Source organism: Microcella indica (assembly GCF_013414345.1).
GTDB lineage: Bacteria > Actinomycetota > Actinomycetes > Actinomycetales > Microbacteriaceae > Microcella > Microcella indica.
The window spans coordinates 1-15225 of sequence record NZ_CP058670.1; the positions used below are offsets into that span (position 1 = coordinate 1).

Genomic DNA, 15225 nt, shown 5'->3' on the forward strand with positions numbered 1-15225 from the left:
CCATGATCACGCTGAACGTTGGTCACGACATGCCCGGTCGAACTACAGTAGGCAGACGGTCCGCGACTCGCACGCGCAGCCCACTGCTGCACGCCTCCCGCCGGCCAGCCCCCACCAGAGACCCCTTCACGAGCAGAGATGAGGACATCCGTCATGGCGGACGACACCGAGTCACCACAGGAGCTGTGGAACTCGGTGCGCACCGCGCTCACGACGGATGAGCGCATCACGCCCCAGCTGCACGGCTTCATCAACCTCGTCGAACCGCGCGGCATCATGGCGGGCACGCTCTACCTGGAAGTGCCGAACGAGCTCACGCGCGGCATGCTCGAGCAGCGCATCCGGTTGCCCCTCCTCACCGCCCTCACGACCGTCGCCGGCGACAACGTCTCGAGCTTCGCGATCGTCGTGAACCCCGAGATCCAGAACGAGGGCCTCGAGGCGTCCCTCGAGACGACCGACTCCTCGGCCCCCTACATCGAGCAGTCGACCACCCCGCCGCCGAGCGATTCGGGCGGGCGCCGCGGTGACAGCAGGCTCAACCCCAAGTACAGCTTCGACAACTTCGTCATCGGCGGCTCCAACCGCTTCGCCCACGCCGCGGCCGTCGCCGTGGCCGAAGCGCCCGCGAAGGCCTACAACCCGCTCTTCGTCTACGGGGAGTCCGGGCTCGGCAAGACCCACCTCCTCCACGCGATCGGGCACTACGCCGAGAGCCTCTACCCGGGCATCCGCGTGCGCTACGTCTCGAGCGAGGAGTTCACGAACGACTTCATCAACTCGATCGCGAACAACCGGGCCAGCGTGTTCCAGTCGCGCTACCGCGAGATCGACATCCTCCTCATCGACGACATCCAGTTCCTGCAGGGCAAGGACTCGACGCAGGAGGCGTTCTTCCACACGTTCAACACGCTGCACGACCACAACAAGCAGGTCGTCATCACGAGCGACCTTCCGCCCAAGCACCTCACCGGGTTCGAGGACCGCATGCGCAGTCGGTTCGAGTGGGGTCTCATCACCGACGTGCAGGCGCCCGACCTCGAGACCCGCATCGCAATCCTGCGCAAGAAGGCGCAGAACGACCGCCTCCAGGTTCGCGACGACGTGCTCGAGTACATGGCCTCGAAGGTGTCGAGCAACATCCGCGAGCTCGAGGGCACCCTCATCCGCGTCACGGCGTTCGCCAACCTCAACCGCACGCCCGTCGACCTGCAGCTCGTGCAGACCGTTCTCAAGGATCTGATCACGCTCGACGAGGACAACGTCATCGCACCGGTCGACATCATCAATCACACGGCTGCCTACTTCAAGCTCACGGTCGACGACCTCTACGGGTCGTCCCGCTCGCAGGCCGTCGCGACCGCGCGTCAGATCGCGATGTATCTGTGCCGCGAGCTCACCAACCTCTCCCTCCCGAAGATCGGGCAGCTGTTCGGCAACCGCGACCACACCACGGTCATGTACGCGAACAAGAAGATCAGCGAGCTCATGAAGGAGCGCCGGTCGATCTACAACCAGGTCACCGAGCTCACGAGCCGCATCAAGCAGAACAACCGCTACAGCTGAGCGCGAGTCGCACCCACCGCTGCGTGGTGACGTTCCGTGGCGCCGCCAGGGCACTCGAGCGACTTTTCGCACACTGGGGACAGCCTGTGGATAACTCCGTCGTGAATGGGGAGCGATTGTTGAATGACAGCTCCAGCCTGTGGGGTCACGCCCTGCGTCACCCGGCCGAGTGCACGGATTCCCGGTCCCGTTCCCACCACTCCTCCACAAGTTACACACATGTGGTTCAGCCAGCCCCCGCGGACTCCGCAGGGTTATCCACACTGTGCACAGCGGTTAACACTGTTGTTCTTGTTTCTCTCTGATGACATGACGATGGATAACTTTTGCCCGCCCGCCGAACGACACACCTGCTGTGCCAGTATGGGAGGCCCGGGATTCCGGTGAGGGACGACCGAGAGGCAGCCGCGTGAAGTTCCAGGTCAATCGCGACGTTCTGAGCGACGCCGTGTCGTTCGCCGTCAAGCTCCTTCCCCAGCGCACCACGCTTCCGATCCTCAGTGGTGTTCTCGTGCGGGCCGAGAACGGCACCGTCACCCTCTCGTCGTTCGACTACGAGGTCTCGGCGCAGACGACGATCTCCGCCGACGTCACCGAGGAGGGCACGGTTCTGGTGTCGGGCCGGCTGCTCGCCGACATCGCCTCGCGCCTTCCCGCCGCGCCCGTGGAGTTCGTCACCACCGAGTCCAAGATCGCGGTCACGTGCGGTTCGGCGCGCTTCACGCTCTCGAGCATGCCGGTCGAGGAGTACCCGAGCCTGCCCAGCGTCGACGGACCGAGCGGCATGCTGCCCGGAGAGGACTTCTCCGATGCCGTCGGTCAGGTCGCCGTCGCCGCCTCGCGGGATGACGTCACCCCCGTCATCACCGGAGTCCAGCTGGAGATCGTCGAGAACCGGCTCTCCCTCGTCGCCACCGATCGCTACCGGGTCGCCGTGCGCGAGATCGACTGGGAGTCGACTGCCGTCGAGGTCGGCGTCACCGCTCTCGTACCCTCGCGCACGCTCTCGGAGATCGGCAAGATCTTCGCCCACAGCTCGGCCGTGACGGTCACGATCGTCACGGGCGGAGACCGCGAGCTCATCGCCTTCTCCGCCGACAAGAAGACGGTCACCTCGCTCCTCATCAAGGGCAACTTCCCGCCCGTCAAGCGACTCTTCCCCGAGACGGTCGAGAACTACGCCGTCATGAACACCGCGGAGCTCGTCGAAGCCACACGCCGCGTCGCCCTCGTGCTCGAGCGCGACGCCGCGCTGCGGTACTCATTCAGCGATGACGGACTGACCCTGGAGGCCATCGGCTCGGAGAACGCTCAGGCTTCCGAGACCATCGACGCGCACGTAACGGGCGGCGAGACCACCGTCTCCCTCAAGCCGCAGTTCCTCATCGATGGGCTGGCCGCGGTGCACAGCGAGTTCGTGCGCCTGTCGTTCACGAAGACCGACAACCCCAACAAGCCAGGCCCGGTTCTCATCACGAGCCAGTCGTCGAAGGATCAGCCCGGGTCGGACAACTACCGCTACCTCCTGCAGCCGAACCTGCTTCTGCGCTGAGTCGCGTGCACGTCACGCACCTCACGCTCGTCGACTTCCGCAACTACGCGCGGGCCGACGTCGAGCTCTCCCCAGGCACGACGCTGTTCGTGGGCCGCAACGGGCAGGGCAAGACGAACCTTGTCGAGGCCATCGGCTATCTGAGCACCGTCTCCTCTCACCGGGTGTCGACCGATCAGGCTCTCGTGCGGGCAGGACAGGAGTCGGCGATCGTGCGCATGCGGGTGCAGCACGAGGAGCGTGCGCTCGTGATCGAGCTGCAGCTCAACCGCGCGGGAGCCAACAGGGCCCAGGTGAACCGGGGCGCGATTCGCACGAGAGAGCTGCCGAGGTACTTCGCGAGCGTGCTCTTCGCCCCCGAGGATCTCTCGCTCGTGCGCGGTGAGCCGTCCGGTCGCCGCGCCTACCTCGACGCGCTCGTCGTGCAGCGCTCGCCGCGCTTCGCGGGTGTCATCTCCGACTACGAGAGAGTCGTGCGGCAGCGCAACTCCCTCCTGAAATCGGCTCGAGCCTCGCGACTGCCCGCCGATTCGCTCACAACGCTCGATGTGTGGGACGACCGTCTCGTGGAGCTCGGCACCGAGCTCATGGTCGCGCGGCACGAGTTGGTCGAGCAGCTGCGGCCGCGAATCTCGCAGGCATATCGGGCGGTCGCCGGCGATGAGCACGACACCGGTGTGAGCATCCAGCGCAGCATCGATGCGGATGCTCCGCTCGAGGCCGCCGCGGCCCTCACCGTCGATGCGGCCGGGGCCGGGGGAAACCCGGCGATCGTGGCCGCCGCCTTCCGCGACCGTCTCGCGGCTCGGCGTCGCGACGAACTCGACCGCGCCGTGACGCTCGTCGGGCCGCACCGCGACGACCTCGTGCTCGATCTCAACGGTCTGCCCGCGCGCGGCTACGCGAGTCACGGGGAGAGCTGGTCGTTCGCGCTCGCCCTCAAGCTCGCGTCGGCTGAGGTGCTGCGTGTCGACGCCGTCGCGGGTGACCCCGTGCTCGTGCTCGACGATGTCTTCGCCGAGCTCGATGAAGGGCGCCGCGAGCGTCTCGCCGACGCGATCGTCGACTACGAGCAAGTGCTCATCACCGCCGCCGTCGGCCGCGATGTGCCGGAGCGGCTGCGCGCCACCACGGTCCGCATCGCGGCCGGCGCGATCGTGGAGCCCGACACCGAGGCGGCCCCGCAGGAGGGCCCGGTATCCGGGGCGCGCCATGAGTGACGACTCCTCGCCTCCTGAATCCGAGGCCAGTGCCGTCTACCGGCGCATGCGGCGCGTCTTCGGCGACCCGTCGATGCGCTCGTCGGATGCTCGCAAGCGCGCGGCGGGGGCGCGCACGCGCGGTGCGTCGTCACCGTTCGGGGCGGGGCGCGACCCCGCCGGCCTCGACGACGTCATCGACTCGCTCACGCGCGTGATGGGGTGGACCTCCCCCCTCGCTCGCGGCGAGCTGCTCTCCGCATGGTCGAGCATCGTGGGAGAGGACGTCGCGGCGCGGTCGCAGCCCGTGGGCATCGAGGAGGGTGTGCTGAGCATCCAGTGCGATTCGACCGCGTGGGCGACCCAACTGCGCATGATGCAGGGCGATATCCTGACCTCGATCGTGCGCACGTTCCCCGACGCAGGCGTCGCGAGCGTGCGGATTCTGGGGCCGGGCGCGCCCAGCTGGAAGCGCGGCCCACGGTCAGTGCCCGGTCGTGGCCCACGGGACACGTACGGCTAGGAAGGCGAATCACTCCACCACAGCGTCGAAATCTCCCCAGAGGGCCTTTCTGGCGTCTCTGAGCACGCGTTTCTTGGTAGGATGGACACGTCGTCGGGGACCCAATTCTTGGGCCCGTGATCGGCCACCACGATCGACTCGGCGGGAGCACCCACACGCACATGACAGCTTCGACTTCGCACTCGGACAACGGATACGGCGCCGGCGACATCCAGGTACTCGAGGGGCTCGAGGCGGTACGCAAGCGCCCGGGCATGTACATCGGGTCCACGGGCCCGCGCGGTCTGCACCACCTCGTGTACGAGATCGTCGACAACTCCGTCGACGAGGCCCTCGCTGGCCACTGCGACACGATTCACATCACGCTGCTCGAGAACGGCGGTGTGCAGGTCATCGACAACGGCCGCGGCATCCCCGTCGACGAGCACCCGATCGAGAAGCGGTCGACCGTCGAGGTCGTCCTGACGATCCTCCACGCGGGCGGCAAGTTCGGCGGCAGCGGCTACGCCGTCTCGGGCGGCCTCCACGGCGTCGGCAGCTCCGTCGTCAACGCGCTCTCCTCGCGTCTCCAGGTCGAAGTGCGGCGCCAGGGCTCGATCTGGCGGCAGAGCTATCAGCACGGTGTTCCGGATGCCCCGCTCGCGCAGGGCGAGGCGACGACCGAGACCGGCACGACCATCACGTTCTGGCCGAACGACGAGATCTTCGAGACCGTGCAGTTCGACTGGGACACCCTGCGCACGCGCTTCCAGCAGATGGCCTTCCTCAACAAGGGTCTCCGCATCACCATCACCGACGAGCGCGTCGCGACCGAGGGCGAGACGATCGTCGCCAAGGAAGCGGGCGACGAGCCCCTGCGCGAGGAGTTCTACTACGAGCAGGGCCTCGTGGACTACGTCGAGTTCCTCAACTCGGCGAAGAAGACCGAGGTCGTGCACCCCGAGATCATCTCCTTCGAGTCGGAGGACACCGAGCGCCGCATCGCGCTCGAGGTTGCCATGCAGTGGACCAACGGCTACAGCGAGTCGGTCCACACCTACGCGAACACCATCAACACGCACGAGGGCGGCACCCACGAAGAGGGCTTCCGCGCTGCACTCACCACCCTCGTCAACCGCTATGCGCGGGAGAAGGGCATCCTCAAGGAGAAGGACGAGAACCTCTCAGGCGACGATGTGCGCGAAGGCCTCACCGCCGTCATCTCGATCAAGCTCGGCGAGCCGCAGTTCGAGGGCCAGACGAAGACCAAGCTCGGCAACACCGAGGCGAAGTCGTTCGTGCAGAAGGTCACGGGCGAGCACCTCTCCGACTGGTTCGAGCGCAACCCCGTGCAGGGCAAGGACGTCATCCGCAAGGCCATGCAGGCCGCGGCCGCGCGGCTCGCGGCGCGCAAGGCGCGCGAGCAGACTCGACGCAAGGGCCTGCTCGAGTCGGGCGGCATGCCCGGCAAGCTCAAGGACTGCCAGTCGAAAGACCCCTCGCTCAGCGAGATCTTCATCGTCGAGGGCGACTCCGCCGGCGGCTCGGCCGTGCAGGGGCGCAACCCCGAGACGCAGGCGATCCTGCCGCTGCGCGGCAAGATCCTCAACGTCGAGAAGGCGCGCCTCGATCGCGCGCTCGGCAACGCCGAGGTGCAGGCCATGATCACCGCCTTCGGCGCGGGCATCGGCGAAGACTTCGACCCCGACAAGGTGCGGTACCACAAGATCGTGCTCATGGCCGATGCCGACGTCGACGGCCAGCACATCACGACGCTCCTCCTGACGCTGCTCTTCCGCTACATGAGGCCGCTCATCGACCTCGGCTACGTGTACCTCGCGCAACCACCCCTGTACCGCCTCAAATGGACCAACGCCGATCACGAGTACGTGTTCAGCGACCGTGAGCGCGACGTTCTCATGGAATCAGGGCTGGCGAGCGGCAAGCGCATCCCGAAGGACAACGGGGTGCAGCGCTACAAGGGCCTCGGCGAGATGAACCACCAGGAGCTGTGGGACACCACCATGAACCCCGTCAGCCGCACCCTCCTGCAGGTCACGCTCGACGACGCGGCCATGGCCGACGCCGTGTTCTCCACCCTCATGGGCGAGGACGTCGAGTCTCGCCGCACCTTCATCCAGCAGAACGCGAAGGACGTGCGGTTCTTGGACATCTGACCGCGCCGCGCGTGATCGACCAGCGCGAACGGGCACCCCCACTCCACCACCACCGAAGGCAGCAGCACCATGGCAGACGACAGCACCGGCACCGGGCCGATCGACGCTGAGGCGACCGAACCCATCGACTACGGCCCCGGCGGTCGGGTCAACCAGGTCGACCTGCAGCTCGAGATGCAGCGCTCGTACCTCGACTACGCGATGAGCGTCATCGTCGGGCGTGCGCTGCCCGACGTGCGCGACGGCCTCAAGCCCGTTCACCGTCGCGTGCTCTACGCCATGTTCGACGGAGGCTACCGGCCCGACAAGGCCTTCTCGAAGTGCTCGCGCGTCGTCGGCGACGTCATGGGCCAGTTCCACCCGCACGGCGACTCGGCGATCTACGACGCGCTCGTGCGCCTCGTCCAGCCGTGGTCGATGCGCTACCCGCTCGCCGCCGGGCAGGGCAACTTCGGCTCGCCGGGCAACGACGGCGCCGCCGCCCCGCGGTACACCGAGACCAAGATGGCCCCGCTCGCCATGGAGATGGTGCGGGACATCGAGGAAGACACCGTCGACTTCCAGGACAACTACGACGGCCGCACGCGCGAGCCGAGCATCCTGCCCTCGCGGTTCCCCAACCTGCTCGTCAACGGGTCCGTCGGCATCGCGGTGGGCATGGCCACCAACATCCCACCCCACAACCTGCGCGAAGTCGCCTCGGCGGCGCTGTGGCACCTCGAGAACCCGGAGGCCGACCGCGAAGAGCTGCTCGAGGCGATCCTGCAGCGCGTCAAGGGCCCCGACTTCCCGACCGGCGCGCAGATCCTCGGAGTCAAGGGCATTCAGGACGCCTACCGCACGGGTCGCGGCTCCATCACGATGCGCGCCGTCGTCACGGTCGAGGAGATCCAGGGGCGCACGTGCCTCGTCATCACCGAGCTGCCGTACCAGGTCAACCCCGACAACCTCGCGATCAAGGTCGCCGACCTCGTCAAGGAGGGCAAGCTCGCCGGCATCGCCGACATCCGCGACGAGTCCTCAGGCCGCACCGGCCAGCGCCTCGTCATCGTTCTCAAGCGCGACGCCGTGGCGAAGGTCGTGCTCAACAACCTCTACAAGCACACTCAGCTGCAGGACAACTTCGGCGCCAACATGCTCGCGATCGTCGACGGTGTGCCGCGCACCCTGCCGATCGACGGGTTCATCCGCCACTGGGTGACCCACCAGATCGAGGTCATCGTGCGGCGCACCGCGTTCCGCCTCGCGAAGGCGGAGGCGGACGCCCACATCCTGCGCGGGTACCTCAAAGCACTGGATGCTCTCGACGAGGTCATCGCTCTCATCCGACGCTCGCAGACCACCGAGGAGGCGCGCGACGGGCTCATGCAGCTCCTCAGCGTCGACGAGCTGCAGGCCACCGCCATCCTCAACCTGCAGCTGCGCCGCCTCGCCGCGCTCGAGCGGCAGAAGATCCAGGAGCAGGCGGAGGAGCTCGAGCGGCTCATCGCCGACTACCAGAGCATCCTCGCGAGCCCCGAGCGGCAGCGCACGATCGTCGGCGAGGAGCTCACCGAGATCGTCGACAAGTACGGTGATGATCGCCGCACCGAGATCATGTTCGGGTTCGACGGCGACATGAGCGTGGAAGACCTCATCCCCGTCGAGGAGATGGTCGTGACCGTCACGCGCGGCGGCTACATCAAGCGCACCCGCAGCGACAACTACCGACCCCAGCACCGCGGCGGCAAGGGAGTGCGCGGAGCGCAGCTTCGCGCCGACGACGTCGTCGAGCACTTCTTCGTCACGACCACGCACCACTGGCTGCTGTTCTTCACGACCACGGGGCGCGTCTACCGGCTCAAGACGTACGAGATCCAGGAGGGCAGCCGGGACGCCAAGGGTCAGCACGTCGCCAACCTGCTCGCCCTGCAGCCGGACGAGCAGATCGCCCAGATCCTCGACATCCGCGACTACTCGGTCGCCCAGCACCTCGTGCTCGCAACGCGCAAGGGGCTCGTCAAGAAGACAGCGCTCACCGAGTACGACACCAACCGCACGGGCGGCATCATCGCCGTCAACCTGCGCGAGGGCGACGAGCTCGTGTCAGCCATGCTCGCCGACGAGTCCGACGACATCCTCCTCGTCTCACGACTGGGCATGTCGCTCCGGTTCACCGGCGACGACAGCGCGCTGCGGCCCATGGGGCGCTCCACCTCAGGCGTCACCGGAATGAAGTTCCGTCCAGGCGACGAACTGCTCGCGGCCGCCGTCGTGGGCGACCGCGGCTACGTCTTCGTCGTCACCGGTGGCGGGTACGCCAAGCGCACCGCCGTCGACCAGTACCGCATCCAGCAGCGTGGCGGGCTCGGCATCAAGGTCGCCAAGCTCAACGACGACCGCGGAGCCCTCGCCGGCGCACTCATCGTCTCCGAAGACGACGAAGTGCTCGTGGTTCTCCAAAACGGCAAGGTGGTACGCTCTGCCGTGGCTGAGGTGCCTGCCAAGGGGCGCGACACCATGGGAGTCGTGTTCGCTCGGCCGGACGACGACGACCGCATCATCGCCATCGCTCGCAACAGCGAGCGCCATCTCGTGGATCCCGATGCCGACACGGCGACGGAAGCCGATACTGACAATGCCGCTCCGGCCGCGACCGCGACCGAGGCCGGGAAGGACCACAGCTCGTGAGTACAGTCGCCGAGAAGCTGCAGCGCAAGTCGCAGCGCAGCGCCCCCGTCAAGCAGGTGCGCCTCAAGCTCGTCTACATCGACTTCTGGTCGGCGGTGAAGCTCTCCTTCCTCGTCGCCATCTGCCTGTCGATCGCGCTCCTCATCACGACCCTCATGATCTGGGTCGTGCTCTCCTCGCTCGGCATCATCAACGACGTCGACGCGCTCTTCGCTGAGATCCTCGGGGAAGACGCTCTGAGTCTCGCCGAGATCCTCTCGCTCGGGCAGGTCATGTTCTTCGCGAGCATCGTCGCCGTCCTGAACGCCGTCGGCGGCACCGTGCTCGGAGCCGTGAGCGCGCTCATCTACAACCTCAGCGTGAAGCTCACCGGCGGCCTCCTCGTCGGATTCACCAACAACTGAACGAGCCCTCCCCGCATCGCCTCGGCGCGAATTGGGGGAGGGTGACCGGGTGCTGTACAGTCGTATCCGGTCTCACGGGGATATAGCTCAGGCGGTTAGAGCGCTTCGCTGATAACGAAGAGGTCCGAGGTTCAAGTCCTCGTATCCCCACGCATTTTCTGTCACGCCGCCGATCCTGCGGCGTGACGACGCTTCCGCGTCGTGAGCGTGGTCACGACGCTTCGCGCTTCAGGCCGACGTGGACGCGACTTCCGCATGACAGGACTCGACACACCGGGTTCGCTAAACTGAAGACCTCGGGGCCTTAGCTCAATTGGTAGAGCGCCTGCTTTGCAAGCAGGAGGTCAGGAGTTCGATTCTCCTAGGCTCCACGGTATTTTCTGTCACGCCGCCGCTCCTGCGGCGTGACGCGCTTCCGCGAGGCGCGTGCGAGCGCCTCGCTTCACGGTGCAGCTCACCACGCTGTGGCACAGCGCGCTCAAGCTCGACGCGCGACCGCATGCCTTGCGGTGCGCAGGGGGTGCTCACGGAGGCGTGCGAGCATGGGGCGCGAGCCCGAGAGGGGCTCCCGGACGAGGCATCCCGTACCCGGACAGCGACAAGACGGGTCGAGGAGGCTGCGTCATGTCGTGGATCATTCTGGTGGCATCGGGGATGCTCGAAGCCGTGTGGGCGACCGCCCTCGGCGCATCGAAAGGCTTCACGCGTGTCGGGCCTACCGTCGTGTTCGGCGTCGCCCTCGCCCTCAGCATGGCGGGGCTGGCCTACGCGATGCGCGAGATACCCACGGGCACGGCCTACGCCGTGTGGGTGGGCATCGGGGCCGGTCTCACGATCCTCTGGGCGATGCCCACGGGAGCGGAGACCGCCTCGGTCGTCAAGATCCTGCTCGTGCTCGGCATCGTCGCGTGCGTCGTCGGGCTCAAACTGGTGAGCGACGCCGAAGCCTGAGCCCGGGGCCGCGCCGTCCCACGCAGGGCACGGGGAACCCAGCGCTCAGGGAACGCAGAAGCGGTGCCGCCCCGAAGGGCGGCACCGCTCGTCGTGCAGCAAGACTCAGGACTGGGCGGAGGTCTCCACCGGAAGATCGTCGTCCTCGGCCTCGACCCACAGGTCGTCGTCGGCGCGCAGCGTCTGCCACGCCGCGTAGGCGATGCCGGCCGCGGCGACGACGCCGAGCCCGATGAGGATGTAGGTGCCGGGGCCGGGCTTGGGCTTGACCTCGATGAGTCCGACGCGCTGACCGGCCCTGGTCGCGAGCTCGCGCCCGGACGCCGAAGCCGACTTGAGAGCATCCCGAAGCTGCTTGTTGCGCGCGATGTCGAGAACCGCGATCGCCGACCCGAGGGCCCCGGAGACGGCGGGAAGGACGTCGTCGGTGAACGTGGAGCGGGTCGCACTCGCGGCGGACCGCACCGAGCCGACGCCGGCGTCGATGCCCGGCTGGACGCGCTTCTCGTAGGCGCTCTTCACACGGGGTGCGACGTCATCGCGGGCGACGTTCGCCGCCTCGCGGCTCGCGGCCCGCAGAACCTTCGCGGCGTGGTCGAGAACCTCGCGCTGCTCGCTCCAGACATCCGAGGCTGACCCGCGGAGCTTCTTGATCTCGCGACGGCGCTTGCGTGACAGTCCCATAGTCCTCATCCTCCAGCAGGTGGCGATCGGTGACCCGTCCATCCTGGCACTGATGCGGGAGGCTCCCCAACGGCACAGACCGAATGCTCAGGAATCACCCCGAGTGGAGCGTGGAACAATAGGTGTCATGACGATCCACACCGCTGTCGCGACCATCCACACCAACCATGGCGACATCGTCGTCAACCTCTACGGCAACCACGCGCCCAAGACCGTGGACAACTTCGTCGGCCTCGCAACGGGTGCGCGGGAGTGGACCCATCCGCAGACCGGCCAGGCGACGACCGAGCCGCTCTACAACGGCGTGATCTTCCACCGCATCATCACCGACTTCATGCTGCAGGGCGGCGACCCGCTCGGCCAGGGCATCGGCGGCCCCGGCTACGAGTTCGACGACGAGATCCACCCCGAGCTGCAGTTCACCGAGCCCTACCTGCTCGCCATGGCGAACGCCGGCAAGCGCGGCGGCCGCGGCACCAATGGCTCGCAGTTCTTCATCACGACGGTGCCGACTCCGTGGCTCAACGGCAACCACACCATCTTCGGTGCCGTCGCCGACGACGCCTCGCGCAAGGTCGTCGACGCCATCGAGGCCGTGCCCACCGGCGCTGGCGACAAGCCCCTCGAGGACGTCGTCATCTCGAGCATCGAGGTGGCGCAGGCCGCGTGAGCGACCCGGGCGCCGCGACCGGCGCGACGGTCTGCTATCGGCACGCCGAGCGGCGCAGCCTGATCCGCTGCCAGCGCTGCGGTCGACCCATCTGCCCGGAGTGCCAGACGCCGGCTCCCGTCGGCGTCCACTGCCCCGAGTGCCGTGCCGCCGCGGCCGCGACGGCTCCGGGTCGTCCCTCGCGCCTCGCGCGCGCCTTCCGACGCGGCAGCAGCGTGCCCGTCGTGACCTACACGATCATCACCGTCACGATCGCCGCGTTCCTGCTGCAGTGGCTCACCCAGGGGCTGCTGACGCAGGCGTTCGCCTACTACCCGCCTCTCACCGTGCAGGAGCCGTGGCGAATGCTCACCGTCGCGCTCGTGCACAGCGAGCGCTCGGTCTTCCACATCCTCGTGAACATGTACTCGCTGTTCGTGCTGGGCTCCCTGCTGGAGCGCCTCATCGGACGATCGCGGTTCCTCGCGGTCTACGGCCTCTCCATCCTCGGCGGGTCGGTGGCCGTGCTGTGGCTCGCGCCCGACTCGGTCGTGGTCGGCGCCTCCGGCGGCATCTTCGGGCTGCTGGGCGCCTTCTTCGTGATCCAGCGTCGACTGGGCGGGGGGAGCATCCAGCTCGTCGTCCTCATCGTCATCAACCTGGGGCTCGGCTTCGTCATCCCGGGCGTCTCGTGGCAGGCCCACGTCGGCGGTCTCGTCGTCGGGGCGCTGACGGCGCTCGTGCTGCTGCGCACCAGACGGGCTGATCAGCAGAGGCGTCAGGCTCTGCTGCTCGCTGGCGTCGGCGCGGTCCTCGTGCTCACCACAGCGGCACGGTTCACCCTCGTCTGACGCGGCCGCTCGCGACGTGAGGGAAAGTTATCCACACCTGATTCCACACTGGGGATAATCACAGACGTGTAGTTCCACCCCCGCTCGGGGGACAGGGTCGGAGAAGGCCCGATCAGCGCCAGCGTGTCGTCATGAGGAAGCCGATGAACATGATGCCGAAGCCCACCATGATGTTCCACGGGCCGATGCTCGGCACCGGCCAGGAGCTCTGGCTCACGTAGTAGACGAGAATCCAGACAAGGCCCACGAGCATGAAGCCGAACATGACCGGCTTGAACCACACCGGGTTCGGGGTGTCCTTGCTGCTCGGAGTGGGCGTGTTCTCGGAGTCGCTCGTCGTCCTGGCCATGGGGCGATTCTAGCCCGACCCGCCACCCCAGCACCTCCGCCTACAATGAGCGCGTGGCCAGGACCAAGAAGTCGACGACGCCCGTGAGCATCACGGGCGTCCTCGGCGAGCTCCTCATCACCGCCGGAGTGCTCGTCATGCTCTTCCTCGGCTGGTACGTCTGGCTCAACGACATCGTGACCGGCTCGGAGCAGCAGGGCGCCGCCGTGGACGTGCAGCGCGAGCTGCAGCAGGAGTGGGAGGACGACCTCGCCGCGCAGCCCGAGCCCGAGCCCGAGGAGACGACCGAGCCGGGCGCCCCGCTTGACCCGCCCGTCGCCGTCGCGGGTGCTGAGGGGGAGCGCTGGGGCGCGCTCATCGTGCCGCGCTTCGGCGACGACTACGTGCGGGCCATCGGCGAAGGCGTCGACCCGGCGACCGTGCTCAACAGTCGCACGCTCGGCGTGGGGCACTACGCCGAGACGCAGATGCCGGGCGAGCTCGGCAACGTGGCCCTCGCCGCCCACCGCAACACCTGGGGCGGCGCCTTCAGCGAGGTGGGCGAGCTGCAGCTCGGCGACAACCTCTACGTCGAGACGCGCGACGGCTGGTACCAGTACGGCTTCCGCGGGCTCGAGTACGTCTGGCCGAGCGGCGTCGACGTGCTGCTGCCCGTGCCGCAGGCTCCGCAGGTCGAGCCTGGGGAGCACATCCTGACCCTGACCACGTGCAACCCGCGCTTCTCGACGGCGGAACGCATGATCGCCTACGCCGTGCTCGAGGACTGGCACCCGCGCTCGGGTGGCGCCCCCGCGGAGATCTCCGGACTCGTCGAAGCGTCGAGCCGATAGGCACGAGAGGAACCTCATGTACGCAGCACTCTGGCGGGTACTCCCTGGCCCGCTCGCCGTGCGGGTGCTCATCGTGCTCGTGCTCGTGGCGAGCATCCTCATCGCTCTCGTGACATGGGTCTTCCCCTGGATCGCGGAGACCTTCCTTCAGCAGGAGTCCGTCGTGGAGTCGATGTCGTGAGGGTTCTCGTCATCGACAACTACGACAGCTTCGTCTACACCCTCGATGGGTATCTGCAGCAGCTCGGTGCGCACACCACGGTCGTGCGCAACGATGTGGTCGACGCCGATCAGGTCGCCGAGCTGATCGGCGGCTACGACGCGGTGCTGCTCTCACCCGGACCCGGCAACCCCGCTTCGGCCGGCATCTCGATCCCGGTAGTCCATGCGGCGATCGCCTCGGACATCCCGCTCCTGGGCGTGTGCCTCGGGCACCAGGCCATCGCCGAAGCCCTGGGCGGGGTCGTGACCCACGCCGAGGAACTCATGCACGGCAAGACGTCGCTCATCGATCACGATGACAGCCCCTTCTTCGCGGGTGTGCCGCAGTCGTTCCGCGCGACGCGCTATCACAGCCTCGCGATCGTCGAGGGAACCGTGCCCGAATCGCTCGTCATCACGGCGCGCACCCCCGGCGGGGTCATCATGGGTGTGCGACACCGCGCCGCACGCGTGCACGGCGTGCAGTTCCACCCCGAGTCGGTGCTCACCGAGGGCGGCTATCGGATGCTCGGCAACTGGCTCGCGGAAGCCGGACTCGTGGAGGCCGCCGTGACCGCGCGCGGCCTCACGCCGCTCGTGAGCTCAGCCACTCTCGGGGACTGAGCGGCCTCGCGCTCGC

15 protein-coding genes, 2 tRNA genes and 1 riboswitch are annotated in these 15225 nt (G+C 67.6%); of the genes, 15 read left to right on the forward strand and 2 right to left on the reverse strand.

Going from position 1 to position 15225, the window contains the following annotated elements; genetic code table 11:
• Nucleotides 1-153 precede the first annotated feature (153 nt).
• From dnaA to HUJ41_RS00050, 10 genes are all read left to right on the forward strand, one after another.
• Entirely contained in the window at nucleotides 154-1566 is a 1413-nt protein-coding gene (gene dnaA / locus HUJ41_RS00005) for a chromosomal replication initiator protein DnaA (RefSeq protein ID WP_179872829.1), read from the forward strand.
• A 409-nt stretch (nucleotides 1567-1975) separates the two neighbouring features.
• Nucleotides 1976-3118, forward strand: a complete 1143-nt coding sequence (gene dnaN, locus HUJ41_RS00010; RefSeq protein WP_179872830.1) for a DNA polymerase III subunit beta — start codon at nucleotides 1976-1978, stop codon at nucleotides 3116-3118.
• Between the two features lie 5 nt (nucleotides 3119-3123).
• On the forward strand, nucleotides 3124-4338 hold the full coding sequence (gene recF, locus HUJ41_RS00015) for a DNA replication/repair protein RecF (protein ID WP_179872831.1): 1215 nt from the start codon (nucleotides 3124-3126) through the stop codon (nucleotides 4336-4338).
• Nucleotides 4331-4840, forward strand: a complete 510-nt coding sequence (locus HUJ41_RS00020; protein ID WP_179872832.1) for a DciA family protein — start codon at nucleotides 4331-4333, stop codon at nucleotides 4838-4840. The genes recF and HUJ41_RS00020 overlap by 8 nt, the downstream gene beginning before the upstream one ends.
• Nucleotides 4841-5001: 161 nt before the next feature.
• Nucleotides 5002-6996, forward strand: a complete 1995-nt coding sequence (gene gyrB / locus HUJ41_RS00025; protein WP_179872833.1) for a DNA topoisomerase (ATP-hydrolyzing) subunit B — start codon at nucleotides 5002-5004, stop codon at nucleotides 6994-6996.
• 69 nt (nucleotides 6997-7065) lie between these two features.
• Nucleotides 7066-9666, forward strand: coding sequence for a DNA gyrase subunit A (gyrA, locus tag HUJ41_RS00030; protein ID WP_179872834.1), 2601 nt, complete (start codon nucleotides 7066-7068; stop codon nucleotides 9664-9666).
• Nucleotides 9663-10070, forward strand: coding sequence for a DUF3566 domain-containing protein (locus tag HUJ41_RS00035; RefSeq protein WP_179872835.1), 408 nt, complete (start codon nucleotides 9663-9665; stop codon nucleotides 10068-10070). Before gyrA ends, HUJ41_RS00035 begins: the two co-directional genes overlap by 4 nt.
• A gap of 76 nt (nucleotides 10071-10146) precedes the next feature.
• Nucleotides 10147-10220: transfer RNA gene (locus tag HUJ41_RS00040), tRNA-Ile, on the forward strand.
• Between the two features lie 148 nt (nucleotides 10221-10368).
• Nucleotides 10369-10441 (forward strand) — tRNA-Ala (locus HUJ41_RS00045).
• A gap of 177 nt (nucleotides 10442-10618) precedes the next feature.
• Nucleotides 10619-10682: riboswitch (guanidine-III (ykkC-III) riboswitch) on the forward strand.
• A 12-nt stretch (nucleotides 10683-10694) separates the two neighbouring features.
• Nucleotides 10695-11021 (forward strand): DMT family transporter, encoded by a 327-nt coding sequence (locus HUJ41_RS00050; RefSeq protein WP_179872836.1) that lies wholly within the window; start codon nucleotides 10695-10697, stop codon nucleotides 11019-11021.
• Between the two features lie 105 nt (nucleotides 11022-11126).
• Here the strand turns inward: HUJ41_RS00050 and HUJ41_RS00055 are convergent, their stop codons facing one another.
• On the reverse strand, nucleotides 11127-11705 hold the full coding sequence (locus HUJ41_RS00055) for a type 1 glutamine amidotransferase family protein (protein ID WP_179872837.1): 579 nt from the start codon (nucleotides 11703-11705) through the stop codon (nucleotides 11127-11129).
• A gap of 127 nt (nucleotides 11706-11832) precedes the next feature.
• On the opposite strand from HUJ41_RS00055, the gene HUJ41_RS00060 reads away from it, so the two are divergent.
• Together HUJ41_RS00060 and HUJ41_RS00065 are read left to right on the forward strand one after the other, a co-directional pair.
• Entirely contained in the window at nucleotides 11833-12375 is a 543-nt protein-coding gene (locus HUJ41_RS00060; RefSeq protein ID WP_179872838.1) for a peptidylprolyl isomerase, read from the forward strand.
• Nucleotides 12372-13205 carry a rhomboid family intramembrane serine protease gene (locus HUJ41_RS00065; protein ID WP_179872839.1) on the forward strand — a complete coding sequence of 278 codons (834 nt, stop codon included), beginning with the start codon at nucleotides 12372-12374 and terminating at the stop codon, nucleotides 13203-13205. Before HUJ41_RS00060 ends, HUJ41_RS00065 begins: the two co-directional genes overlap by 4 nt.
• 112 nt (nucleotides 13206-13317) lie before the next feature.
• Here the strand turns inward: HUJ41_RS00065 and HUJ41_RS00070 are convergent, their stop codons facing one another.
• Nucleotides 13318-13554 carry a cell division protein CrgA gene (locus tag HUJ41_RS00070; protein WP_179872840.1) on the reverse strand — a complete coding sequence of 79 codons (237 nt, stop codon included), beginning with the start codon at nucleotides 13552-13554 and terminating at the stop codon, nucleotides 13318-13320.
• A 53-nt stretch (nucleotides 13555-13607) separates the two neighbouring features.
• Here HUJ41_RS00070 and HUJ41_RS00075 point away from each other — a divergent pair, with 53 nt between their 5' ends.
• The 3 genes from HUJ41_RS00075 to HUJ41_RS00085 are packed head-to-tail and all read left to right on the forward strand — an operon-like array spanning nucleotide 13608 to nucleotide 15209.
• Nucleotides 13608-14384, forward strand: coding sequence for a class E sortase (locus HUJ41_RS00075; RefSeq protein ID WP_246299255.1), 777 nt, complete (start codon nucleotides 13608-13610; stop codon nucleotides 14382-14384).
• A 16-nt stretch (nucleotides 14385-14400) separates the two neighbouring features.
• On the forward strand, nucleotides 14401-14565 hold the full coding sequence (locus tag HUJ41_RS00080; protein WP_179872841.1) for a hypothetical protein: 165 nt from the start codon (nucleotides 14401-14403) through the stop codon (nucleotides 14563-14565).
• Entirely contained in the window at nucleotides 14499-15209 is a 711-nt protein-coding gene (locus HUJ41_RS00085; RefSeq protein ID WP_179872842.1) for an anthranilate synthase component II, read from the forward strand. Before HUJ41_RS00080 ends, HUJ41_RS00085 begins: the two co-directional genes overlap by 67 nt.
• Nucleotides 15210-15225: the final 16 nt, after the last annotated feature.